At 57.5% G+C, this 24,875-nt stretch carries 21 protein-coding genes and 1 tRNA gene; 8 read left to right on the top strand and 14 right to left on the bottom strand.

The features are described 5' to 3' along the window. Positions 1–7: 7 nt before the first annotated feature. Genes citE through ACMGGX_RS06125 form a run of 5 tightly spaced genes read right to left on the bottom strand, consistent with a single transcriptional unit; the run spans position 8 to position 4,468 of the window. A complete protein-coding gene (gene citE / locus ACMGGX_RS06105; protein ID WP_202771201.1) occupies positions 8–883 on the bottom strand; it encodes a citrate (pro-3S)-lyase subunit beta in 876 nt (291 codons plus the stop codon). After that, positions 880–1,173 carry a citrate lyase acyl carrier protein gene (gene citD, locus ACMGGX_RS06110; RefSeq protein ID WP_008499773.1) on the bottom strand — a complete coding sequence of 98 codons (294 nt, stop codon included), beginning with the start codon at positions 1,171–1,173 and terminating at the stop codon, positions 880–882. Before citD ends, citE begins: the two co-directional genes overlap by 4 nt. 16 nt (positions 1,174–1,189) lie before the next feature. Continuing rightward, on the bottom strand, positions 1,190–2,212 hold the full coding sequence (gene citC, locus ACMGGX_RS06115; protein WP_420298170.1) for a [citrate (pro-3S)-lyase] ligase: 1,023 nt from the start codon (positions 2,210–2,212) through the stop codon (positions 1,190–1,192). Positions 2,213–2,225: 13 nt separating this feature from the next. Further along, positions 2,226–3,089, bottom strand: a complete 864-nt coding sequence (locus tag ACMGGX_RS06120) for a fumarylacetoacetate hydrolase family protein (protein WP_202771194.1) — start codon at positions 3,087–3,089, stop codon at positions 2,226–2,228. A gap of 17 nt (positions 3,090–3,106) precedes the next feature. Then, positions 3,107–4,468 carry a 2-hydroxycarboxylate transporter family protein gene (locus ACMGGX_RS06125; protein WP_420298171.1) on the bottom strand — a complete coding sequence of 454 codons (1,362 nt, stop codon included), beginning with the start codon at positions 4,466–4,468 and terminating at the stop codon, positions 3,107–3,109. Positions 4,469–4,813: 345 nt separating this feature from the next. Between ACMGGX_RS06125 and ACMGGX_RS06130 the strand changes: the two genes are divergently transcribed. Then, positions 4,814–6,439, top strand: coding sequence for an ATP-binding protein (locus tag ACMGGX_RS06130; RefSeq protein WP_181593834.1), 1,626 nt, complete (start codon positions 4,814–4,816; stop codon positions 6,437–6,439). Then, positions 6,429–7,121, top strand: a complete 693-nt coding sequence (locus ACMGGX_RS06135) for a response regulator (RefSeq protein WP_063439831.1) — start codon at positions 6,429–6,431, stop codon at positions 7,119–7,121. Before ACMGGX_RS06130 ends, ACMGGX_RS06135 begins: the two co-directional genes overlap by 11 nt. Before the next feature lie 108 nt (positions 7,122–7,229). Here ACMGGX_RS06135 and ACMGGX_RS06140 read toward each other — a convergent pair whose 3' ends face one another. Next, a complete protein-coding gene (locus tag ACMGGX_RS06140) occupies positions 7,230–9,365 on the bottom strand; it encodes an ornithine decarboxylase (RefSeq protein WP_320709845.1) in 2,136 nt (711 codons plus the stop codon). A 181-nt stretch (positions 9,366–9,546) separates the two neighbouring features. Here ACMGGX_RS06140 and ACMGGX_RS06145 point away from each other — a divergent pair, with 181 nt between their 5' ends. Together ACMGGX_RS06145 and ACMGGX_RS06150 are read left to right on the top strand one after the other, a co-directional pair. Next, positions 9,547–10,263: a DUF554 domain-containing protein gene (locus tag ACMGGX_RS06145; protein ID WP_420298172.1), complete on the top strand. Its 717-nt coding sequence runs from the start codon at positions 9,547–9,549 to the stop codon at positions 10,261–10,263. A gap of 95 nt (positions 10,264–10,358) precedes the next feature. Continuing rightward, positions 10,359–10,434: transfer RNA gene (locus tag ACMGGX_RS06150), tRNA-Phe, on the top strand. Between the two features lie 140 nt (positions 10,435–10,574). Here ACMGGX_RS06150 and ACMGGX_RS06155 read toward each other — a convergent pair. The 3 genes from ACMGGX_RS06155 to ACMGGX_RS06165 form a co-directional block, all read right to left on the bottom strand. After that, positions 10,575–10,997 (bottom strand): hypothetical protein, encoded by a 423-nt coding sequence (locus tag ACMGGX_RS06155; RefSeq protein WP_252046822.1) that lies wholly within the window; start codon positions 10,995–10,997, stop codon positions 10,575–10,577. 64 nt (positions 10,998–11,061) lie between these two features. Continuing rightward, positions 11,062–11,457 carry a DUF1493 family protein gene (locus tag ACMGGX_RS06160; protein ID WP_348561783.1) on the bottom strand — a complete coding sequence of 132 codons (396 nt, stop codon included), beginning with the start codon at positions 11,455–11,457 and terminating at the stop codon, positions 11,062–11,064. Between the two features lie 155 nt (positions 11,458–11,612). Further along, positions 11,613–12,140 (bottom strand): helix-turn-helix domain-containing protein, encoded by a 528-nt coding sequence (locus tag ACMGGX_RS06165; RefSeq protein WP_045403948.1) that lies wholly within the window; start codon positions 12,138–12,140, stop codon positions 11,613–11,615. Between the two features lie 672 nt (positions 12,141–12,812). Between ACMGGX_RS06165 and pgaA the strand changes: the two genes are divergently transcribed. The 4 genes from pgaA to pgaD are packed head-to-tail and all read left to right on the top strand — an operon-like array spanning position 12,813 to position 18,952. Next, the gene (pgaA, locus tag ACMGGX_RS06170; protein WP_420298173.1) at positions 12,813–15,251 is read left to right on the top strand and encodes a poly-beta-1,6 N-acetyl-D-glucosamine export porin PgaA; all 2,439 of its coding nucleotides are present in this window, start codon (positions 12,813–12,815) and stop codon (positions 15,249–15,251) included. Positions 15,252–15,259: 8 nt separating this feature from the next. Then, complete coding sequence (gene pgaB / locus ACMGGX_RS06175; RefSeq protein ID WP_420298174.1) at positions 15,260–17,197, top strand: poly-beta-1,6-N-acetyl-D-glucosamine N-deacetylase PgaB; 1,938 nt, start codon at positions 15,260–15,262, stop codon at positions 17,195–17,197. Then, positions 17,190–18,518: a poly-beta-1,6-N-acetyl-D-glucosamine synthase gene (gene pgaC / locus ACMGGX_RS06180; protein WP_420298175.1), complete on the top strand. Its 1,329-nt coding sequence runs from the start codon at positions 17,190–17,192 to the stop codon at positions 18,516–18,518. Before pgaB ends, pgaC begins: the two co-directional genes overlap by 8 nt. Continuing rightward, positions 18,518–18,952, top strand: a complete 435-nt coding sequence (pgaD, locus tag ACMGGX_RS06185; RefSeq protein WP_348561779.1) for a poly-beta-1,6-N-acetyl-D-glucosamine biosynthesis protein PgaD — start codon at positions 18,518–18,520, stop codon at positions 18,950–18,952. Before pgaC ends, pgaD begins: the two co-directional genes overlap by 1 nt. A gap of 172 nt (positions 18,953–19,124) precedes the next feature. Here the strand turns inward: pgaD and gss are convergent, their stop codons facing one another. The 5 genes from gss to ACMGGX_RS06210 all read right to left on the bottom strand — a co-directional run bounded on the left by gss (position 19,125) and on the right by ACMGGX_RS06210 (position 24,850). Next, positions 19,125–20,990, bottom strand: a complete 1,866-nt coding sequence (gss, locus tag ACMGGX_RS06190) for a bifunctional glutathionylspermidine amidase/synthase (protein WP_420298176.1) — start codon at positions 20,988–20,990, stop codon at positions 19,125–19,127. A 111-nt stretch (positions 20,991–21,101) separates the two neighbouring features. Then, the gene (locus tag ACMGGX_RS06195; protein ID WP_420298177.1) at positions 21,102–22,079 is read right to left on the bottom strand and encodes an ABC transporter ATP-binding protein; all 978 of its coding nucleotides are present in this window, start codon (positions 22,077–22,079) and stop codon (positions 21,102–21,104) included. Beyond that, on the bottom strand, positions 22,076–23,053 hold the full coding sequence (locus tag ACMGGX_RS06200; protein ID WP_181593843.1) for an ABC transporter ATP-binding protein: 978 nt from the start codon (positions 23,051–23,053) through the stop codon (positions 22,076–22,078). The genes ACMGGX_RS06195 and ACMGGX_RS06200 overlap by 4 nt, the downstream gene beginning before the upstream one ends. Next, positions 23,046–23,891, bottom strand: coding sequence for an ABC transporter permease (locus tag ACMGGX_RS06205; RefSeq protein ID WP_029740724.1), 846 nt, complete (start codon positions 23,889–23,891; stop codon positions 23,046–23,048). The genes ACMGGX_RS06200 and ACMGGX_RS06205 overlap by 8 nt, the downstream gene beginning before the upstream one ends. Positions 23,892–23,896: 5 nt before the next feature. Then, positions 23,897–24,850, bottom strand: coding sequence for an ABC transporter permease (locus tag ACMGGX_RS06210; RefSeq protein ID WP_420298178.1), 954 nt, complete (start codon positions 24,848–24,850; stop codon positions 23,897–23,899). Positions 24,851–24,875: the final 25 nt, after the last annotated feature.

Here is a 24,875-nt window from a genome sequence, read left to right on the forward strand (position 1 = left end):
TTTATCCTTACCGACGCACGCCGGAGGCCGCCGCGCGCTCCAGCACCACCTGCGCGTGGTTAATAATCGGTGCATCCACCATTTTGCCGTTGAGCGACACCACGCCCAGGCCGTTACGCTCGCCCTCTTCTGCCGCCTCAATCACCCTTTGGGCGTGATCCACCTCTTCCTGAGTCGGGGCGTAGGCGTTGTGCAGCAGGTCAATCTGGCGCGGGTTAATCAGCGATTTGCCGTTAAAGCCCATCTTGCGGATCAGATCGACCTCGCGCAGGAATCCGGCCTCGTCGTTAACGTCTGACCACACCACGTCGAAGGCGTCAATGCCCGCCGCGCGGGCGGCGTGCAGCACGGCGCAGCGGGCGTAGAACAGCTCGGTGCCATCGCCGCGCTCGGTCTGCATGTCCATCACGTAGTCAAAGGCGGCCAGCGCAATCCCGATGAGGCGCACAGAGCTGCGGGCAATCGCCACGGCGTTGATGACGCCAATGGCCGACTCAATCGCCGCCATCACGCGGGTGGAGCCGACCTCGCGGCCGCACTCCTGCTCAATGCGTTCGAGGTGGCCTTCCAGCTCGTAGATATCGTCCGGCGTGTCGGTTTTCGGCAGGCGGATCACGTCCACGCCGGCCCGCACGGCGGCCTCCAGATCCAGCAGGCCAAACGGCGTGCTGAGCGGATTGATGCGCACCACGGTTTCGATATCCTGATACATCGGGTGCTGCAGGGCGTGGAACACCAGCATGCGTGCGGTATCCTTCTCGCGCAGGGCAACGGCGTCCTCAAGATCAAACATGATGGAGTCGGGACGATAGATAAAGGCGGTTGAGAGCATGGCGGCGTTGGCGCCCGGCAGGAACAGCATGCTGCGGCGGAGTTTGCTCATTTCAGCGCCCCCCAGTTGATGGCCTGTTCATCGGCGGCACGCATCAGCGCGCTTTGCAGGCGGGCGCGGATAACACAGTCCAGCGCCCCTTTGTCTTCAATAATGATTAATCCCTGGTGCACGTTCATGGCGCGCAACGTGTCGTTGACCACCTGGCGAATTTGCTCGCCAAACTGCTTAATCACTTCACTGTGGATGACTATCTCCAGCTCGCCGTGAGCGGGAGCGATTTTCACCATCAGGTCGCTGGACTCCTGCGTTCCGGCCAGCGCCTCCCTTACAATTTTCATGATAAATTCCTGGTAGTTAAGCGACTTCCGCACTCGCACGGTAATGAGTTTCGAGATGCGCGAAGGTGGAGTCCGGGACAATCTCCCGGATCCGGGAAAACTGCTGTGTCTTCAGTAAGCGGCGCACTTCGGACGCTGAAATAGCGTTGCCGGTGGCCTTGATGCGCGGCATTTCCACCACCTCGATATGCGAGGCCAGCAGGTCGTGCAGCGTCTGGTTGTACTGGCGGGTGATATCGCAAAACGGCTCCGATCCGATGAAGCGGTGCGTGATGCCGAGCGCCGGGGCGATGAAGTCCCGGAAGATCAGCACGTCGATCTCGCTCCACGCCTGCTGCACTTTGCCGGTCTCCTTCAGGAAGTAGGCCGGGAAGGTGGCGCGGGAGATGATGTACTGCGAGCCTTCATGCACCACCACGTTCGGCAGATGCGCCACGCCCGCGCGCACCATCTCGAGGCGCGCGCTGAACGGGAAGAACGAGGCGTCTTCACGCACCACGAACAGGTGCAGGGCGTCGCACTGCATCGCCGCCTGCTCCACCAGATGGCGGTGGCCGAGGGTGAACGGATTGGCGTTCATCACTATTGCGCCAATGTTCTCCCCGCACCTGCGCTTCGCGCGCAGGGAACGGCAGTAGCGTTCGATCCCCTGCGGGGTGTTCTCCATCAGCACCGCGTTGTTCCCGCTCTGGGCAATCGGCCAGAAGCCGCTGCGGGCAAAGCGCTCCCGGTTGCATGGGCGGGTGCAGAGGAAGAGATGAAAATGGCCGCACTCCAGCGCCGCATTTTCCACCTCTGCAAGCAGCCGCGCGCTGAGGTTCTCGCCGCGAAGCTGCTCGTTAACCGCCACGCATTTGATGACGTTGGCAGCAAGCCCTGCGCAACCCACCAGCTGCGAGCCGGACCAGGCTTCGACAAACAGCGTGATGTCGTTGTCCAGACCAAGGCCGCTGTCTGCCAGCAGGTAGCGGATCTGGCTTAAGCGTTCCGGATGTTTCGCCACCAGCGTGTGGCGAAAATCGATGGGTTGCGAGTGCATGCTGCCGCCTTACTTAATGTGCTGCCGCAAGCCCGACGGCTGGCGCTTCCACGATCACGTTGCTCAGATGACCGATATGCTCGATCTCCACCTCAATGCGATCCCCTTCCTTCATAAACAGCGGCGGATTGCGCTTTTTACCCACCCCGCCCGGAGATCCGGTGATGATCACGTCGCCCGGGCTTAAGCGGGTAAAGGTGCTGATGTACTCGATCAGCTCCGCAACCTTGTGGATCATGCTGCTGGTGTTGTCTTCCTGCACCATGCGGCCGTTCAGCCAGGTGCGGATTGCCAGCTGGTGCGGATCCGGGATCTCATCCGCCGTCGCCATCCACGGCCCAAACGCGCCGGTTTTGCGCCAGTTTTTACCGGCCGTAAACCAGGTGTGCTGCCAGTCGCGGGCGGAGCCGTCCATGTAGCAGCTGTAGCCCGCCACGTGGCGCAGGGCGTCATCGCGGCTGATGTTCTCCCCGCCTTTGCCGATGATCACCGCCAGCTCGCCTTCGTAGTCGAATTCGCTGGAGTGGCGCGGCTTCAGCACCGGCTCGTTGTGGCCGGTCTGTGAATCCGGGAAGCGGACAAACAGCGTCGGGGCCGGGTTATGCTGGTCAAACTCCTTGCGCTTGTCGGCGTAGTTCATGCCCACGCAGAGGATCTTTTCCGGCTGCTCAATCACCGGTAAGAAGGTGATGGCGCTCAGCGGCACGTCCACGGCATCGTTCAGGTAGCGGGTGGCCTGCGCCAGCCCGTTGCCCTGCAGCAGCGCCTTGAGGTCGCCGTAGCGGTCGCCGAGACGGCGGCCTAAATCAATCACGCCGTCGGCCTGGACGATGCCGTAGCTGCGTTTTCCCTGGTATAAAAAGCTTGCGAGTTTCATTGTTCTTTCCTGAAAACTTAAACGAGGAAGTTGCCCAGAATCAGCAGTGAGATAGAGACGTTAATCGCCCCACCGATACGGGTAGCAATCTGGGCGAAGGGCATCAGGCTCATGCGGTTGCCTGCGGTCAGGATCGCCACGTCGCCGGTACCGCCCTGGCCGCTCTGGCAGCAGGAGACGATGGCGACATCAATCGGGTGCATACCAATCTTTTTGCCGACAAAGAAGCCGGTGGCTACCAGTGCGGAAACGGTGCTGACAATCACCAGCAGGTTGCTGACGGTGAAGGCCGCGACCAGTTCATGCCACGGGGTGATGGCCACACCGACGGCGAAGAGGATTGGGTAGGTCACGGAGGTCTGGAAGAATTTGTACACCACCTGCGAGCCTTCCAGCAGGCGCGGAGAGGCACCGTTGCAGAGCTTCACCAGCACCGCCATAAACAGCATGCCGACCGGAGCAGGCAGGCCAATCAGCTTGTGGCCGAGCATGCCCAGCATGTAGAGCAGCACCGCCAGCAGCGCGCCGGAGGCGATAGTGGTGACGTCCGCTTTGCCGGAAAACGCAGGCTGAGAGACCGTGGCATCGGCATTCGCGCGGTTAGGCATCAGCTGACCTTCACCGGTCAGGTGCGGGAAGCGTTTACCGAGCTGGTTCAGGCAGCCGGAGATGATGATTGCCGTCAGACCGCCGAGCATGACCATCGGCAGCACGCGGCCGAGCGCCACGCCCTGGTCCATGTGCAGCAGGGTGGCATAGCCGATGGAAAGCGGGATTGCCCCTTCCCCGACGCCGCCCGCCATAATCGGCAGAATGATAAAGAAGAAGATCTGGAATGGCTCAAGACCCAGCGCCAGGCCGACGCCCATCCCCACCAGCATGCCGACGATTTCGCCGCACAGCATCGGGAAGAAGATGCGCAGGAAGCCCTGAATCAGCACCGTGCGGTTCATGCTCATGATGCTGCCGACGATAATGCAGCAGATGTAGAGATAGAGAATGTTGGTGGATTTGTAGAACTTGGTGGTGGACTCGACCACCACGTCCGGCAGCAGGCCATAGTAGACCAGCGCGGAAGGGATAAAGGTGGCGCAAATCGCCGCCGCGCCGAGCTTGCCGACAATCGGCAGGCGTTTGCCAAACTCGCCGCAGGCAAAGCCGAAGAAGGCCAGCGTTGCCACCATGACCACGATATCGCTCGGCAGTTTTCCGCCCAGGCAATCAATCGCAATCAACGCGCCCGCCAGAACGAACAGCGGCAGAGGAATAATCCCAACTTTCCAGGTATCCATAATATGCCACCAGCGCTCTTTGAGCGAAGGCCGCTGAATTTCAATCGGGTCGTGGGTAACAGAGAAAGAATCGTCAGTTGTGCTCATAATAAGCCCCTTGGTTATTTTGTGCATTCAGCTTAGAGTCACAAAGGCTTACTTTATGTGAGGGATGGCATATTAAAAGCGAAGTTTTAATGGCAGCTATGGTTTTAATGGTTTCTTTTATTTAATGTGATTTATACCTTATTTATTGCCGTGGTTTTTATGGTTTCTTTTCCGAATTGAACAAACAAATAACATTTGTTCGCGCAGCCCGAAGCACGTTAGCCTGCAGGATAACTCTTTTACAGCGCCCGCTGTGCAAGGGATCACAAGTTTTCGGCAAAGCGGGCGTCAGCGCGAAAAAAGATGATATATTGGCGATCTTTGCTGCTACCTCGCGTGATAGTTATGAAAGTCTCTTTCCAGATTAAGCTGTTTATTTCGCTGGTTGCCTTTTTCTCAGTGCTTTTCGCGCTGCTGGGCGGATATTATTATGCCGACGTCGGGAAACAGCTTTATCAGGAAATGAGTACGCGTGCCAAAATACAGGCTGAAGAGATTGCGCTTATTCCGACATTGCGTAACGAAGTTGAACAAAAGAATATCAACGCCATCCATGATTTTATGCAGAAGATTTCTGCGCACAGTGACGCCAGCTTTATTGTGATTGGTGATAATAAAGGGCAGCATCTTTTTCACTCCGTCTTTGCCGACAGAGTGGGCACAACCCTGGTTGGCGGAGACAATGAAGCCGTATTGCAGGGTAAAAGCACCACCACCATCCGCAAAGGCGGGCTGGGCATTTCGCTGCGCAGTAAAGCCCCCATCTTCAACGCTGCCGGACAGGTGGTCGGCATTGTTTCAGTAGGCTATCTCACCAGCTACCTTGATACCATTACCGTCAGTAAAGTGGTCAATATCCTGATTGCCGCCGTGCTGCTGCTGATCGCTCTCTTTATCTTCTCCTGGTTCTTTACCCGCAGCATCAAGAAGCAGATCTTCTCCCTTGAGCCGCGCGAGATCGGCCTGCTGGTGCGCCAGCAGAAGGCGATGATGGAGTCTATTTATGAAGGGGTGATTGCCATTGACGATCGGCGGCGGATTGAAGTCATCAACCAGGCGGCGCGCAAACTGCTGGGTCTGAGCCAGCCGGCCCGCGAGCTGCGCGGACAGCTGATAAGCCAGGTGATCGATCCGGTCCCGTTCTTCGACACGCAGACGATGCTGGCGAAAGATACCCATGACGAGATTTGCCGTTTTAACGATCTCACGGTGATTGCCAGCCGGGTGCACATCATGCTTGAGGGGGCGCTGCAGGGCTGGGTGATCACCTTCCGCGATCGCAATGAGATCGACTCGCTGAGCGCCCAGCTCAGCCAGGTAAAACGCTATGTTGATAACCTGCGCATCATGCGCCACGAGCAGTTAAACAGGATGACCACCCTCTCCGGCCTGCTGCACATGGGCCGCTACGAGGAAGCCATTGGCTACATTCAGGCGCAGTCGGAGCATGCCCAGGAGCTGCTGGACTTTATCTCTTCGCGCTTCAGTTCTCCGACCCTGTGCGGCCTGCTGCTGGGGAAAGCCGCCCGCGCGCGGGAGAAAGGCGTCGAGCTGTGTTTCGACCCGGGCTGTCGGCTGGACAGACCGTTCCTGCCCCTTGGGGAGCAAGAGCTGATTTCAATTATTGGCAACCTGCTGGATAACGCCATCGAAGCGACACAGCGGTCGCCGCTTCCCCACGCGCCGGTAGAAGTGCTGATAAAGCTCAGCGAACAGGAGCTGATTATTGAAGTGGCCGACCAGGGCGTTGGCATTACACCGGCGATCCGTGACCGGATCTTTGAACGCGGCATCACCACCAAAACGCGCGGCGATCATGGGATTGGCCTGTATCTGATCGAAAGCTACGTCACACAGGCTGGCGGCGCGATAGAAGTTGCCGATAATACCCCGCGCGGCGCCATTTTCTCCTTGTTTATCCCGGCCACGGGAACCGCCCGGCAACTGGAAGACACCGACTATGCAACATGAACTTATCGACGTACTGATTGTTGAAGACGAGAACGAACTGGCGCAACTGCACGCGGAGCTGATAGGCAAACATCCGCGTCTGAGGCTGGTAGGCATTGCCTCGTCGCTGGCTGCGGCCCAGGCAGAGCTTGAAAGCAAACAGCCGCAGCTGATGCTGCTGGATAACTACCTGCCGGACGGTAAAGGCATCTCGCTTATCAATAACCCCATGCTGGCCCGCGCCAACTGCTCGGTGATTTTTATTACTGCAGCCAGCGATATGGACACCTGCAGCCAGGCGATTCGCAACGGCGCGTTCGACTACATCCTCAAACCCGTCTCCTGGAAGCGGCTCAGCCAGTCGCTGGAGCGGTTCGTGCAGTTTGCCGAACAGCAGCGCGTCTGGAAGATTGTCGACCAGCAGAACGTGGATTCGCTGTATCAGCTCCAGGCGAAAAACTACCGCCTGGACAACGGCAGTAAAGGCATTGAGGAAAATACGCTTGCGCGGGTGCAGACGCTGTTCAACGACAAGGCAACGCACTGCTTTTCCGTGGATGAGGTGGTGAGCGAAACGGGATTAAGCAAAACCACCACCCGGCGCTATCTGGAGCACTGCGTGGAGGCGGGTTTTCTGACGGTGGAGATGCTGTACGGCAAGATTGGGCATCCGAGGAGGATGTACAAGCGTAGTGCGGTTTGATGAAACGTTCCCCCTCACCCCGGCCCTCTCCCCAAAGGGGCGAGGGTGAAAAGACGGCCCCGTGCAATCCCCTCTCCCCTTTGGGGAGAGGGTTAGGGTGATGGGGGTCTACCTTAATACATACCCATACAGCCGCTTAATCCCGTCGGCATCCTTCTCGCTGTAAACCCCCTGCAGCTCCGGCGAGAAGCCCGGCAGCAGGTTGACACCCTCCTCCAGCGCCAGGAAGTAACGCTGTACCGCCCCGCCCCAGACTTCACCCGGCACCACGCACAGCACTCCCGGCGGATAGGGCAGCGCCCCTTCGGCAGCAATGCGCCCTGCCGCATCCCGTATGCGAACCAGCTCCACGTCACCGCGAATATAGGCCCGGTTTGCATCCTGCGGGTTCATCACCACCTCCGGCAGGCTCTCCTTGCGGAACATCGCCTTCTGCAGATCCTTCACGTCAAAGCTGACGTAGAGATCGTGCATCTCCTGACACAGCTGGCGGAGGGTATAATCCCGGTAGCGCACCGGGTATTTCTGGAAGATCGTCGGCAATACGTCCGCCAGCGGCGTGTCGTCTTCAATATGCTGTTCGAACTGGCCCAGCATCGCCACCAGCTGCGCCAGCTTCTCGCTGCTTTCGGCAGGCGTCAGCAGGAACAGGATCGAATTGAGGTCGCATTTCTCCGGCACGATGCCGTTTTCGCGCAGGTAGTGCGCCAGAATCGTCGCCGGGATCCCGAAATCCGTGTACTCCCCGGTTTCAGCATCGATACCCGGCGTGGTCAGCAGGAGCTTGCACGGGTCGACAAAGTACTGCTCGCGGGCATAGCCCTCAAAGCCGTGCCATTTGGCCCCCGGCTCAAAGCTGAAGAAGCGCAGCTCGCTGGCAATGGCGTGCGTCGGATGATCCTGCCACGGCCGCCCCGCCACCACCGGCGGGATAAACGGTTTGATCATATGGCAATTCGCAATGATCGCCTTGCGCGCCTCAATCCCCAGTTCGACGCACTCCGCCCACAGCCTGCGTCCGCTTTCCCCTTCGTGGATCTTGGCATTCACATCCAGCGCGGCGAACAGCGGATAAAACGGGCTGGTGGAGGCATGCAGCATGAACGCGTTGTTCAGCCGCTTGTGCGGGCAGAAACGCGCCTGACCGCGAATGTGGTTATCCTTTTTATGAATCTGCGACGTTTGCGAGAACCCGGCCTGCTGTTTGTGCACCGACTGGGTCACGAAAATCCCCGGATCGTTCTCGTTCAGCTCCAGCAAGAGCGGGGACGTTTCCGCCATCATCGGAATAAACTGCTCGTAGCCCACCCATGCGGAGTCAAAGAGAATGTAGTCGCACAGATGACCGATCTTGTCGATCACCTGGCGGGCGTTGTAGATCGTCCCGTCGTAGGTGCCAAGCTGAATGATCGCCAGGCGGAACGGACGCGCCTCGTCGGCCTTTTCCGGCGCCGCCTCGCGGATAAGATCCCGCAGATAGGCATCGTCAAAGCAATGGTCGTCAATTCCGCCAATAAAGCCAAACGGGTTACGCGCCGCCTCAAGATAAACCGGCGTGGCGCCCGCCTGGATCAGCGCCCCGTGATGGTTAGACTTATGGTTATTGCGATCGAACAGCACCAGGTCGCCGCGGGTCAGCAGCGCGTTGGTCACCACCTTGTTGGCCGCTGAGGTGCCGTTCAGCACGAAGTAGGTTTTGTCCGCGTTGAACACTTTTGCCGCGAACTTTTGCGCGTGCTTGGCGGACCCTTCGTGGATCAGCAGATCGCCCAGCTTCACGTCGGCGTTGCACATGTCGGCGCGAAACACGTTTTCACCGAAGAAATCATAGAACTGTCGCCCTGCCGGGTGTTTTTTGAAAAAGGCCCCGTGCTGGTGGCCCGGACAGGCGAAAGTGCTGTTGCCCATCTCCACATACTGGCTCAGGGTGTCAAAAAAGGGCGGCAGCAGGTTCTCTTCGTAACGACTGGCAGCGGTCTCCAGTTCCAGAAACTCCTGAGCTTTACCCGAGATAACCGCGGTAGCGCCATCGGGTACGTCCGTTGGCTCCTGCGAGAAAATAAACACCGGTAAATGAAATCCCGTGCGTTTCAGCAGTGCAAGAATGCCGCTGCGACTTTCAGCTGTTGTGATGACGACGGCCGCCACATCGGTAAAATCAGTGCTGTCCAGCGTCACCTTTTCGCGGTGAGTAGACACAGTGGAAAGCAGCTCGCGGCTGACGGCAATTTTCATGGTTTTCATAGGCGCAGTTACCCTCACCGGGCGGTGAGACAGGGAGGAGAAAATTCGCGCAATAATGTCACCTTTTATTTTGAGGTGCAAGAAGGAATCAGTATGCACGAAATCAACCAAAGCTAAGGCCCGCGCAGCCCTGCCGTGCCATAATAATGCAATATCAATGATTAAATAACAGGAGTGAACTTTGGTTATCGGGCCATTTATTAACGCAGGCGCCGTATTGCTGGGCGGCGTACTCGGCGCCGTGCTGAGCCAGCGGCTGCCGGAGCGTATTCGCACCTCCATGCCCTCGATATTCGGCCTGGCATCGTTAGGGATCGGTATTCTTCTCGTGATCAAATGCGCCAACCTGCCGGTGATGGTGCTGGCCACCCTGCTCGGCGCGCTGATTGGCGAGTTCTGCTATCTGGAAAAAGGCATTAACAGCGCGGTGAGTAAAGCCAAAAACCTGATTGCCCGACCGGGTGTCAAGGCGAAACACGGCACGCACGAGTCGTTTATTCAAAACTATGTCGCCATCATCATTCTGTTTTGCGCCAGCGGCACCGGGATTTTCGGTTCAATGCAGGAAGGGATGACCGGCGACCCAAGCATATTGATTGCGAAAGCGTTCCTTGATTTCTTCACCGCCACCATTTTCGCCACTACCCTTGGCGTCGCCGTGGCGGCAATTTGCATCCCGATGCTGCTTATTCAACTCGCACTCGCCACCTGCGCCACGTTGATTCTCCCGCTCACCACGCCGGCGATGATGGCTGACTTTACCGCCGTCGGCGGCCTGCTGCTGTTGGCGACCGGGCTGCGCATCTGTGGGATTAAGATGTTTGCCGTGGTGAACATGCTGCCCGCACTGCTGCTCGCCATGCCGCTCTCCGCGCTCTGGACGCACTTTTTCGCTTAAGGATGCGGCGAAATGGTGAGAGATTGCGCAGTCTGTAACGAAAACAACATTTTTCGTTGACGGCAGGGGGCAGATCGGGTTTAATGCGCCCCGTTGCCCGGATAGCTCAGTCGGTAGAGCAGGGGATTGAAAATCCCCGTGTCCTTGGTTCGATTCCGAGTCCGGGCACCACTATTTAGAAAACCCAGCCTATGGCTGGGTTTTTGCTATGTGGCTACGGCCGATTTCTGGGCGCTGATAAGCGTGGCTTTAATGCAGGCACGCTTACGCTAATAGCCCGGTAAGTTAATACAGGCGGTGGCTCTTTTTTATCACTTAATTTTGCCGGATAAATTGCTGACCTGATTTGAAAGGTTGTCATTGCTCCGCTTCATGTCATCAAGGCTTCTTTGCAATCGCTCGATCTTACTCTCCTGCTCAGAATTCTTTCTCTCAAGCTGTAAAACCTTCTGAGTTAGCTCATCGACTTTGCGGTTGTCGGACTTCAGCTTACTCAGGCTATTCTGCATCTCCTGTAGATCCGACTCCCTGAAATCAGAAGGCTCGATTTCATCTGCATCAGAAATTACCGGGATATATCCTCTATTACCGCTGCTGGGTTTGATACTAACCTGAACTTTATTTTGCCCCGCAGAGTGCGCGTAACCTATTGAAGAAAAATAAAAAAAAGAAACAACACACAGACCAGACAGATATTTATTCATTTCTAACGTCCTTTTAAATTTTTCAATCACTTCCAGGAGTCTCCTTCTGGTATCACCCGCTCAGGATAAAATACATGGCTTAGCCTCTGGCAGTTCATAAACGGGGTTGAAGAGCAGAAGATACTATTCGTTTTTCATTATAATACGCGTTTCCTCTCCCCCAAAATCCAACCGCCACCCGATCATTTTCTGCCACCTTACATCCGCCGGTAGATAGCGGTTTGTACTGCCGATCGCGGAATTTTTTTCTGAGCCGAAACTGAAACCAAAACAGCTCCGGTTCAAAATAATGGTCCATCACAAAGTTGCTGTACTCAATTCCGTACCGGGTGAAAAGGTCAAGCAGCATGTCCTCAAGATCTTCAGGTATGAGATTGAAATGCTCCTGGAAGGTCCATTCTTTCTTTGCCGGAGATTTACGGTCACTGTAATTCTCAGTGAGGTAATCTAACAATTCTTGCTCATCATGTAGCATCAGAAAAATTTCCAACCAGTCTCTTCAACCGTGTCCATTACAATGTCCTTTCTCTCGTTTTGAGCCAGAGTAAATCCATAGCTAAAACAAGGATTTCGTCACCGTCCAGTTTTCTTAAAACTCAGAATACCGCCCGCAAGTCAGTTCTATGCTTTTGGTTTCTCCCCACTTCAGGGATCGTTCCCACCTGCGTCCAGCAGTTTGTTTTTAAAGATAAACAAACACGCCTCGTTGAAGTTCTCCGCCCCCAGGCGTTCCGAGAGTGCCGTTCGTTTGCGATAGAGGCTTTTCACCGACGTATTCAGCTCATCGGCGATGGCTTCCATCGGCATCCCTGCCCGCAGCAACCGCAGCATGATCGCTTCGTGCGTGCTAAGACGTAAATTAAGCAGCCACTTCGTGGTCAGGCGCCGGCCTTTCATATTGAGCACCAGGTTAAATAACGACGCCATATCCGGCGCGGTCAGCGACGTGTTCATAAATAACTTCATACTGAGCAGATTCTCCTCCCGGTGTCGCATATCGAGCATAACGCAGCAGATTGTTTTTTTCGTTCTGGCCGGATGGCGTATCAGGTAATCATATAAACGGAGCGGAGAACGACTATCAATCAATACAGAATATTCATCTGCACCGTTATCAAATATGTTTCTGTCAATCGAGTCGAGCAGGATAATATCCGGGAAAAATATCCGCATCCCTCTGACAAGGTAGCGATCCTGAGTCACTAAAACAATTGAAGTTGCCACTAACCATCCCTTTTAGATTAAAGCAAGCACGATCCCTCGCAAAGAAGGCCGCCTTCGTTTTATAGCGCTGTTATATTAACGATAAATGTATTCTGGCTTTGGACATCCCTCAATACAGACATTGATGAGTAAGACTTCCTGTAGACTATCATTCAATGGCTGCCATTAATTATAAATAAAAAACAATCTCAGAAAAGTCACTTCTCTAAACATTAAGAGTTTTTGTCATGAAACTTCCCAAACATGCACCAGAAAGTACTTTAATTGAGGCAGATAAACCGCATTAAAAATATATACAAAGCTGTCACAATAAAAATAAAATACAGTAATTTCAATAAGTTAAAAATAAACACCTAATTCAATAAAAACGTCACAAAGCGCTCAATCCAGAATTATCTCAAAACGACATACCGGCTTTTTAACATATTTATCCGGCAACATATCAGGTGTACATTAGCTTTCACCCAGTCCACTAAGATAAGGATCCATAATTACCTTTAGGTAAGTACCCCGTAACATCACTGCATTCAGATTTAATGTTCTCATTTATGGCCTTTAACCCTCAGTTTAAAGGCGGCCGTGTTATGCAATGGATTCATGATAAACAAATGGCAAATAGATATGGAAAGTTCACTTCGCTTCAATACGTTATTCTTTTATCGCACCCCAACATTATTGTTTCTGTTATTCCTCTTTCCCGTTCTGGCTCAGGCGACTGAATCCGTTTATGAGCAACAGATTCAACAGGCGCGTAACGGTAATTACACGCCGTTTCTCGATTATCTTCAGCGTTATCAGCAGCAGCATGCCCTGACGCCTGAACAAGTTGCGGACTGGTTACAGGTTGCAGCCTGGGCGGGTCATGATAACGAGGTTATTCAGGTCTGGCAGCGTTACGGCATTTATATGCCGCTGCCCGCCCGCGGCGTTGCTGCAGTCGCGCAGTCCAGGCGAAATCAAAAAGCGTGGCAGCCCGCTCTGGCGCTCTGGAAAGAGGCGCGTAGCCTTGCGCCGGATAACGACGATTATCGTATCGGCTACATCAAAACTCTCGCCGATGCCCGCATGGACACGCTTGCCCTGCAGGAAGCCCGACGGCTGGTGGCGGAAAATCCCTCTCAGGCGCATCTTCAGACGCTCTCGTATGTCTGGTTACGCCAGGGAAAAAGCTGGGATCGGCTGCTGGCAGACACCCGCGCGCTGAATGTCGCACCTGAGAATAAAGCGCTCCTCAGCGAGCTGATCGACGCGCTAACGGATAGCCGGGTGAACACCCCCGCGCTCCAGCTTTCACAAAGCGTAACGCTGTCTCCCGCGGAGCGTCGCCGTCTGGAGCGTAATGCCGCTGCAGAACAGGTTCGCCTTGCCGATGTGCCTGGCAGAACAGAAAAGGAGCGCCTGCAGCTTGCGCAATCCACGCTGAATCGTTACGACGCCCTGCTTGCTCGCTGGCAAAACGATCCGCAGGCGGCGGAAGACGTCGTCCTTGCGCGTATCGACAGGCTTGGCGCGCTGTACGCCCATGCTGATTACCCACGGGTGATTAGCGAATATCAGGATCTTACGGCAGCCCAGCATCCGGTGCCGGACTGGGCAATCGGCTGGGTCATCTCCGCGTATCTTCAGGAGAAAAACGCGGCCGCCGCCTTCGCGCTTCTGCAACGCTATCCGCAATACGCTTCCGACCCGCAGGACGAGGAGCACGCGCTTTTCTACGCCTGGCTGGATACGGGACAGTATCAGTCCGCCCGCCAGTACGTAGAGCGCCAGACGCGCAACGTCCCGTGGACCCGCTACGATTTCGGCTCCCCAACACCTCAGCCGAACGATCGATGGCTTACCGGACAGTCGCTCCGCTTTAACTATTTGCTGGCGACGAATGCCCTGCCGGAAGCCGAAAAGCTGGCGCACCGTCTGGCGACAACGGCGCCGGGCAATCAGGGGCTACAGATTGACTACGCCACCCTGCTTCAGGCGCGGGGCCTGCCGCGCGCGGCCGAGCAAAAGCTGAAAAAGGCGGAGGCGCTGGAGCCGTCCAATACAGAGCTAGAGCAACAGCAGGCTTACGTCGCGATGGATCTGCAGGAGTGGCGACAGATGGATTTACTGGCCGACGACGTGCTGGCTCGCGCGCCCAACGATCGCAGCGCCAGACGTCTCGACAGGCTCAGAACGGTCCACCACATGTCCGAACTGCGCCTCAACGCGAGCAAGGGTTTGCACTCCGATAGCCCCGTCAGCGGGACACACGACCTGAGCTGGGACGCCACGCTCTATGGCCCACCCGTAGCGGACAGCTGGCGGCTGTTTGCGGGCACCCGCTATGCGCAGAGTAATTTCGATGAAGGCAAGGGCACCAGCCGTCACCTTTTGGGCGGCGTCGAGTGGCGACCACGCGACCTCCAGCTCGAAGCCGAGCTTTCCAGCAACCGCTTTCACGGTGAAAACAAGCCGGGCGCTCGCCTCGCAACAACATACTTTGTGACCGATAGCTGGCAGGTCAGCGGCAGCCTGGAACGCCTGTCGCGCACCACGCCCCTTCGGGCGTTACGCAACGGAATTAGCGCCAACCGGGGTGAAGGCGGGGTGCGCTGGTATCAAAACGAGCGGCGTGAGTACCAGTTCAGCGCCGCCCTCAGCAGCTTCTCCGACCATAACCGTCGCCAGGAATACACCCTCACGGGCAAGCAGCGTCTCTGGCAGACCCCGTCCCTGACGCTGGATCTCGAACCGGGGATCGCCGCCAGTAAAAACAGCCTGCGTGACACGCTCTACTACAACCCGGAGCGGGATCTGTCCGTGACGGCGGCCCTGGCCGTTGACCATGAGATGTACCGCCATTACGACACCCTCTGGAGCCAGCAGTTTGTGGCGGGAGGCGGCAGCTACTGGCAGAAAAATCAGTCCGCTGGCGCCATCGCCCTGCTGGGTTACGGACAGCGCGTCCAGTGGAACAACGTCATTGATACCGGCGTGATGCTGAACTGGGACAAGCGCCCTTACGACGGCAAACGCGAGAGCAATCTCTCCGTCACGTTTGACGCGACTTTATGCTTTTAAGGATGAATATGCTGAACACACGTTTTTCCGTGAGCCTGATACTCCTCGGCTGGCTCTGCCTCAGCGCGAGCGTCTGCGCGCAGGCGATCTCGTTCATTGCGCCCAAAGAGCGGCCGCAGCTGGAGGCGAGTAAACCCTGGCCGGAGAACCAGTTTCTGGTCCTGGCCTACCACGACGTTGAAGACGATGCCGCCGATCAGCGCTATCTCTCCGTTCGCACCAGCGCGTTAAACGAGCAGATAAGCTGGCTTCTGCACAACGGCTATCACGCCATCAGCGTGCAGGACATTCTCGACGCGCATGACGGGAAAAAAACGCTGCCGCCAAAAGCCGTTCTGCTCAGCTTTGACGACGGCTACAGCAGCTTTTACACCCGCGTCTGGCCGCTGCTTCAGGCGTGGAACGTTCCTGCGCTGTGGGCGCCGGTGGGCAGCTGGGTGGATACGCCGGCAAATCAAAAAGTTAACTTCGGCGGTCTGATGACGCCCCGGGATCGCTTCGCGACGTGGGACATGGTGCGCGAGCTCAGCCGGTCCCCGCTGATTGAGATCGGATCGCACACCTGGGCCTCGCATTACGGCATTCCGGCCAACCCGCAGGGCAGCCGCGAGCCGGCCATCGCCAATCGCTTTTATGACAAAGCGACGGGTCGCTATGAAACCGACCAGCAGTTCAGCAAGCGGATCGGCGATGACGTTCGTAAAGTGACTGAAAAAATCACGCAGGTGACGGGCAAAGCGCCGCGCGCCTGGGTCTGGCCCTACGGCGCCGCCAGCGGTACGTCGCTCGCTATCGCCAGACAGCAGGGTTATCAGCTGGCCTTCACCCTTGAGGACGGGCTGGGGAACGTGCAGGATCTGGGCAACATCCCTCGCCTGCTGATCGCCGGGAATCCCTCGCTCAAGGCGTTTGCCAGCACGGTCAGCCAGGTTCAGGAGCGCGATCCCGTGCGCGTCATGCACGTCGATCTCGACTACGTTTACGATCCCGATCCTGCCCAGCAGACCCAAAATATCAACAGGCTGATCCAGCGGGTCTACGACATGAAGATCAGCCATGTTTTCCTGCAGGCGTTTGCCGACCCGCAGGGCGACGGCAGGATCAAGGCGCTCTATTTCCCCAACCGTCGTCTGCCGGTCCGGGCAGATCTTTTTAATTTTGTCGCCTGGCAGCTGCAAACCCGCGCGGGCGTGAAAGTCTTCGCGTGGATGCCGGTGCTCTCGTTCGATCTCAATCCTTCCCTGCCGCGCGTGCAGCGCCGGGATCGTCAAACCGGCCAGCTGCAAGAAGCCACCGAGCCCTACATCCGGCTTTCCCCGTGGGACCCGCAGGTGCGCCAGCAGGTGACGGACATCTATGAAGATCTGGCCCGCTATGCCAGCTTCAACGGGATTTTGTTCCATGACGATGCGGCGCTGACGGACGTGGACGATGCCGGTCAGAGCACCACGCGCCAGAAAAGCCAGACGCTTATCGGGTTTACCCACGCCCTGAGCCTGGCGGTGAAGCATATCCGTGGCCCGCAGATAAAAACCGCCCGCAATATGTTCGCCTTACCCATTCTGCAGCCCGAAAGCGAAGCGTGGTTCGCGCAGAATCTTGATGATTTTCTGGCGGAGTATGACTGGACGGTGCCGATGGCCATGCCGCTGATGGAGTCCGTTCCGGCAGACGAGAGCGATGCCTGGCTGACGCGTCTGGTTAAAACGGTCGCCGCACGCCCCGGCGCGCTCGATAAAACGATTTTCGAGCTGCAGGCCAGGGACTGGGACCAGAAACCGCAGCGCGCCGTTGCCGATAGCCAGCTTGCGGAGTGGATGCGCGTGCTCCAGCTGAACGGCATTAAAAACTACGGTTACTACCCCGACGACTTCCTCAACAACCAACCTGATATCTCGCGCATCAGGCCTGAATTTTCTTCGTACTGGTACCCTGACAATGACTGATCGCATTATCGCATTCTCTATTTTATGTCTGGTATTCGGGTTGCCGTTAGGCGTGGCCGCCCTCTTTACCGGCGAACTGATTCTGGATTTTGTGTTCTTCTGGCCGCTATTCATGTCGGTGCTCTGGATAACCGGCGGCCTCTATTTCTGGTATCAGCTTGAACGCCACTGGTCATGGAATAAAGACACGCCCGCCCCGACGCTCGCGGGTGAGCCGCTCATCTCCATTCTTATCCCCTGCTTCAACGAGGGACGAAATGCCCGGGAGACCATCAGCGCCGCGCTGGATCAGCGGTATGAAAATATAGAAGTTATTGCCATCAACGACGGATCTTCTGACAACACCGCGCAGGTGCTGCAGGAGCTGGCGCAGGAACAGCCGCGCCTGCGGGTGATTAACCTCGCGGAAAACCAGGGAAAAGCGCTGGCGCTCAAGGCCGGGGCGGCGGCGGCCCGGGGCGATCTGCTGGTCTGCATTGACGGCGACGCCCTGCTTGACCGCGATACCGCCGCTTATCTGGTGGCCCCGCTGATTCAGTACCCACACGTCGGGGCGGTTACCGGCAATCCGCGCATTCGCACGCGCTCCACGCTGATTGGCCGCATTCAGGTGGGCGAGTTCTCTTCCATTATTGGGCTCATCAAGCGGACGCAGCGGATCTATGGCCGGGTCTTTACCGTCTCCGGCGTCATCGCCGCATTTCGCCGACAGGCGCTGGCGGACGTCGGGTACTGGAGCCCGGACATGATCACCGAAGACATCGACATCAGCTGGAAGCTTCAGCTGCGCCACTGGGATATCTTTTTTGAGCCGCGGGCGCTGTGCTGGATCCTGATGCCGGAGACGCTGAGGGGCCTGTGGAAACAGCGTCTTCGCTGGGCCCAGGGGGGCGCGGAGGTGTTTCTGGTCAACCTGGGCAGGATTGTGCGCTGGGAGCATCACCGCATGTGGCCGCTGTTTCTGGAGTACGCGCTGTCAACGCTGTGGGCCTTCGCGTATGCGATGACGGTGCTGCTGTTCCTCCTCAGCCAGGTTGCGCCTGTTCCCGCCAGGCTGACCGTGGAGAGCCTTTTTCCACCGGAGTTTACCGGGCTGCTGCTGGGCGTGATGTGCCTGCTGCAGTTCCTGGTCAGCTTGTACATCGAGCGGCGCTACGAACGAAAAGTGGCCAGCTCGCTTTTCTGGGTGATCTGGTTCCCGATGGTGTACTGGATGATTGGCCTGTTCACCACCCTCGTCGCATTTCCAAAAGTCATGCTTAAACGCCAGCGCGCCCGCGCGCGCTGGATCAGTCCGGACCGGGGAAAAGGGAGCATTTAATGAACGAAAATACCTTAATTTTGACCGAGCATCGGCTCTTGCCGCGTCTTTTCGATGCCGCGCTGACGCTGGTGGCGTGGGGAGGATTTCTGTTTTTCCTGTATGCCCGGCTGTGGATGCAGCTAACCGATGAGAGTGACCACCGCTGGAGCGTGATTATCGCGTCCTTTAATACGGTGTTGCTCTACCTGCTGTTTGCCGTGCTCAACGGCTGGCTGCTGATTTTGTGGTATCAGTACAACCGCCGCCGCGCCCATGTGAGGCGGCGTCAGCCGGGCTATTTTCACCAGGAGGAGCTGGCCCGCAGCTTTAATGTTTCACCGCAGATCATCTCCGAGATGAGCCAGTACAACCTGCTGACGGTGTACCACGATCAGATTGGCCGCATCATCGATCTGAAGATCAGCGAGCAGCAGGAAGAGGAAGAGCAGTAACGTAAAGCCCCCGCAGGAGAACCTGCGGGCTGAGGGATCCACAGTATTTTGTAGCAAGGAACATAACGTGAGCCGTATGTTCCCCCTCACCCCAGCCCTCTCCCTCAAGGGAGAGGGGGCCGTCCGTGCAGGCATTATTTTGTAGGCAATCCTCAGCCCTGCGGGGGGATTTTTATAGCGAGTCCTTCACCACAATCAGCGGCTCGATATCGCTCTCTTTCTTCACCACCAGCGAGTCATCGCCGCGCAGACAGGTGCCGCCGTAGTTCCCGCCCACGGTGAAGGTGCAGACCTGTATGTACTTACCGTCAACCTTCGGCAGGCACCACAGCTGCTGGTAGATATTCTTGCGGTCGACAAACTTGCCGCTGGATTTATCCAGCAGTTCGTCCTGGGCGCTGATGAGATCGATATTGCTGCCGCAGCGGCCGGCAATCGGCTTGACGGCATAGCCGGTCTGCTTCAGCAGATCGTTAACCTCAAAATCGGTGTCGAGCAGGTAACGGTGGTTCGGGAACAGCTGCCACAGTACCGGGAGAATCGCCTTGTTGCCGGGAATCACGGTCCACAGCGGTTCGAAGACCAGCACCTCCGGGCGCAGCAGGACGTCAATCAGGCGCACCTCACCTTCGGGATGTCCGGTGCGGATCGGCACGGCGGCGTATTCAGTTTCGCTGACCTCGCGGATCTGCTCTATCGCCGTTTCCCACGCCCAGGTTTTCCAAACGCAGTTGACGTGGCGGCCTTCGTCGTCAATCAGCTGTCCGGCGGCATCCCAGCTCAGGGCGCCAAGCCCGTGCAGAATTTTGGTCTCGAACCCGGCCTGCATCAGCGAACGCTGAATAAAGAGCGCGTGATAGTCCTCTTCGACATCGTTGTCCTGCATGATGTGGACGAACGGCCGCGCGTGGCTGTGCTTCCATGCCCCAGTCAGCTCTTCCAGCAGCCCTTCCGCCGGGTTATGCCCGTTGCCGCGATAGCCGTTTTTCACCCACTCTTCGAGAATCAGCCCGCCCTCGGTATGGCAGGAAGCGGAGTCGGCGTTGTACTCGTAAACCTTAATGCCGCGCTCATCCATGCAGAAATCCATACGACCGGTGATCATATGGTGGCGACGCCACTGCCAGGAGAGGCGCAGGCGCGGCCAGAGGATTTTCGGGATGTCGAAAAGCGCCAGCAGGCTGTCGTCTTTCAGCACCTTGTCCGTCGCGTGCAGGTACATCAGGTGCAGTTCATTGGTGGCCTTGATCAGCTCCTGCTCGGCGCTTTCGGTAATGGTGAAGTACTGGCAGGGATCTTTGTTGATCACATGACCGTTAGCGCGGATATACGCCTGCTGCAGCGCGTCATTTTCGTTAAGCCATTTTCCGTCGAACTGACGTTTGTTTTTCAGCCGCGCACCGCTGATTTTCAGCAGTTCGCCGTCGATTTCCGGCTGGGGAATGCTGTGTTCCGCGTCGTCGGTCTGGATCATCCAGCCGAGAATCTCCGTGTCGTTGAAGGTGTCATGGATGGTGTAACACCCGTTCTCCACGCTCAGACGCAGCTCGCGCGTCCACTGCTGCCCGAGCGGCAGCGGGGAGTGAATCACGTTCTGCTCCGCAATACGCACCTTATCGTCCAGAAGCTGGGTGATCACCGCCACGTGGCCGGTCTCGTGAAACTCGCCGCCCTTTTGCCAGATCAGCAGCGCTCCGGCGCGCGGCGCGCGTTTCGAACCGTTGGCAAAGGCCTGAAGGGGCAGAATGTTATCGTTCACCACCTGACGCAAAAAGCGCAGGGAGAAGATTTCCCACGCCATGCCGACGTCGGTAAACACAAAGCCATAGTTGAGAAACAGGAAACGGCGGGCAAACTCAACGCACTGCCACTTGTGGCCCATGTATTCGCTGCCGATATAGCTGCGGAAATCCGCGTCCTGCGGGTAGCTGCGCGGGTCCAGACTGCCGTAATTTGAAGAGTAAATCGCCACGCCACCGGGCGCATAGCCTAACAACGTCCCGAATGGCGCATCACTGCTTAACTTTCCTTTACGCATGTATCCAACCTAAAACAGGCAGGCGGCAATTTTTTTAAGGGTTGTCGTCGTCTGCACGTTGTAATTAACCTGACAGAGGGACATTTATCATACACCTGCGCGGCGCATTAACTACATGTTAAACAGCCAGCATGCCGCGAAATGCCCTGGCGCGATCTCCTGCATGGCTGGCTCCTGCGTCTGGCAAACCGGCATGGCGTGCGGGCAGCGGCTGCAGAACTTACAGCCCGGCAGCGCGGACGTGGGGCCGGGAATGTCGCCGCGCAGGGTGGCGTCTTCGAGATTGCGGATGCGCGGATCGGGCTGGGGAACCGCCGCCAGCAGCGCGCGGGTGTAAGGGTGCGCCGGACGCTGATACAGTTCATTCGCTGGCGCAACCTCTACCAGTTTACCGAGATACATCACCCCAATGCGGCTGGAGATATGCCGCACCATGGAGAGATCGTGGGCGATGAACAGGTAGGTTAGCCCCAGCTCCTGCTGCAGATCCTGCAAAATATTCACCACCTGCGCCTGCACCGAGACGTCCAGCGCCGAGAGCGGCTCATCGCACAGCACGAATTCAGGATGCACGGACAACGCGCGGGCAATGCTGATGCGCTGACGCTGCCCGCCGCTGAACTCATGCGGGAACCGTTCAAGGTGTTCGTGCTTCAGCCCCACCTTGTAGAGCAGCGTTTCCGTACGTTCCCGCTGTTCTTCGCGGCTGTAGCCGTGGATCTGCATCGGCTCGGCCACCAGCTGTCGCACCGTCATACCGGGGTTGAGCGAGGAGTAAGGATCCTGAAAAATCGCCTGCATCCGTTTACGCAGCGGCTTAAGCTCTCTTTCGCGGGCGTGGGCGATCGCCTGCCCGGCAAAGTGGATCTCGCCTGAGGTGATATCGAAAAGGCGCAGGATGGCGCGCCCGAGGGTGGATTTTCCGCAGCCGGACTCCCCCACCAGGCCAAACGTCTCGCCGGGCTGGATATCAAAGCTCACGCCATCAACCGCCTTCACGGCCACGCCTTTACGCAGCAAACCGCCGTTGAGCGGATAGTGTTTGCGCAGATCGCGCACGCTCACTAATGGCGACTGTTGTTCACTCATGCCTGAATCTCCTTGTCGGCCCATAGCCAGCAGGCGGCGCGATGGCCCTCTCCGGCGGCGTAAAATGCAGGCTGTCGTTCACACTGGGGCATGCGCTTCGGGCAGCGTTCCGCAAAAGGACACCCCGGCGGCGGGTTAAGCAGCCCGGGCGGCGAACCTTCAATGGGCGATAAACGCTGATTCACCTCATCCGGGCGCGGCAGCGAGGCCAGCAGCCCCTGGGTGTAAGGATGCGCAGGGCGATAAAAAATGTCCTCCACGCTGCCCTCCTCCATCACCAGCCCGCCGTACATCACCACCACGCGGCTGCAGACCTGCGCCACCACGCCGAGATCGTGAGTGATCAGCAAAATCGCGGTCCGGGTCTGCTGCTGCAGACTTTTCAGCAGGCGCAGGATCTGCGCCTGAATGGTCACGTCCAGCGCGGTGGTCGGCTCATCGGCAATAAGAAGCTTCGGGTTGCAGGAGAGCGCAATGGCGATCATCACCCTCTGACGCATGCCGCCGCTGAACTCGTGGGGATACTGGTCGTATCGGCGTTCCGCCTCGGCAATGCCTACCTGTTCCAGCATGGCGATGGCCGCCGCTTTGGCCGCTTTTTTGGTCAGCCCTTTGTTGCGCATCAGGATCTCAGCCATCTGCTTGCCGATGGTCAGCACCGGGTTCAGGGCGGTCATCGGATCCTGAAAAATCATCGCGATCTCGTTGCCGCGAATGGCGCGCATCTGCGCGGGCGTTTTCTGCGCCAGATCCTCATTCTGGAAGCGGATGCTGCCGCCGGTTATCCGTCCGTTGCTCCCCAGAAGCTGGATAATCGACTTACAGGTGACGCTTTTCCCGCAGCCCGACTCGCCGACGATGCCGACGACTTCCCCCGGCTTAACCTGAAAGCTCACGCCGCGCACCGCGTGAACCTCGCCCTCGCGGGTGCGGAACGTGGTTTGCAGGTTCTCAAGCGCTAATAAGTTACTCATCGCGATTCGCTCCCGGCTCAAAGGCGGTACGGAACACATCGCCCAGCACGTTAAAGCTGAACACCGTCAGCAGGATCAGAATGCCGGGGAACATCGCCAGCCACGACGCTTCGCCAATATAAGACTGGGCGTTGTTAAGCATGCTTCCCCACGACGCCGCGGGCGCCTGCACGCCCAGCCCTAAGAAGCTGAGCGTTGACTCCATCAGAATGGCCGAGGCGATATTGAGGGTGGCCGCCACGATAATGGTCGGCAGCACGCCGGGAATGATGTGGCGAGCGATAATGCGCAGCGGATGCTCTCCCGACGCGCGGGCATAAAGCACGTACTCGCGCTCTTTCACCGACAGGGTTTCAGCACGCACCAGACGCGACATGTTCATCCACGTCAGCAGGCTGATAATCAGAATGATGTTATCCACGCCCGGCTTGAGGTAAGCATTCACTACCAGCAGCAGGAAGAAGGCCGGAATGGCCATCAGGATATCCACGGCGCGCATCATCAGGTTATCCAGCCAGCCGCCAAAATAGCCGCTCACCGTTCCCACCACCGTGCCGATAAGCGTTGAAAAGAGCATGGCGAGAAAACCGACCATCAGGGAGATCTGGCCGCCATACAGCGCGCGGGTGAAGTAGTCGCGGCCGTATTCGTCGGTGCCAAACCAGTGCGCGGCATCCGGCGGCAACGTGCGCGCGCCGAGCGCCATCCGATCCGGGTCGTACGGGCTTAAGCCCGCACAGAGCGCGGCGACAACGAAAATAAAAAGCACAAACAGAGAGAACTGCGCCGGACGGTTGCGGCGCAGCTGGTGACGAACCTGCTGCCAGCGTCTGCTCATCCGGGTTACCTCAGCGTACGAATGCGGGGATCGGCGAAGCGATAAAGCACGTCGGCGATCAGGTTTCCGACGATCAGCATCATCGACGAAAGCATGATGATCGCCATAATCAGCGGGTAATCCAGCGAGGCGATCGACTGGATCCCGAGCAGCCCCATCCCCGGCCAGGAGAAGACGCTTTCCGTCACATAGGCCCCCACAATCAGCTCTCCGAACGACAGGCCGAACAGGGTAATCACCGGCAGCAGCACGTTTTTCAGCACGTGGCGGAACAGAATACTGGAGCGCGTGGCGCCGTAGGCAAGCTGGGTCTGCACGTAGTCGGCCGAGAGCTGAGAGATGGTGTTGGAGCGGATGTAGCGCACGTAGCTGAAGAGGTTGTAGAACGTGAGGGCAATACACGGCAGCACGCCGTGACGCAGCAGATCCAGCCCGTTATCCTCCATGCCGATGGTGCGCATTCCCATGCTGGGGAACCAGTTAAGCTGCACGGCAAAAACGGTGATGAGCAGGATGCCGAACCAGAATATCGGAACAGAAATGCCGATATAGGCGAATAAATTGAGCAGATGATCCAGCCAGCGGTGCTTAAATGCCCCCGCCAGCAGGCCCAGCGGGATCGCCAGCACGATCGCCATCAGCAGCGACGCGCCCATCAGCCCCAGCGTGGCCGGAATACGTTCCCCAATCATCTCCAGCACCGGGCGGTGGTAAATCAGCGAATAGCCGAGATCGCCCTGCAGGACGTTTTTCAGCCACAGGACGTACTGCGTGACCAGCGGCTTATCCAGACCCAGGCTCTGGCGAATACGCTCAATGTCTTCCGGAGCCATACGCGGCGTAATGTACGCCGCCACCGGATCGCCGGGTGCGAGCTTGACCAGCAGAAACGCCACCAGTGAAATAAAAAACAGCATCGGCAGCAGCTGCAGCAGCCGACGCGTGAGGAGTGTGTTCACGACGTGCCCTTTCAAAAGCCCCGAC

The organism is Enterobacter sp. BNK-29, assembly GCF_048684785.1.
GTDB classification, from domain to species: Bacteria; Pseudomonadota; Gammaproteobacteria; order Enterobacterales; family Enterobacteriaceae; genus Enterobacter; species Enterobacter cloacae_M.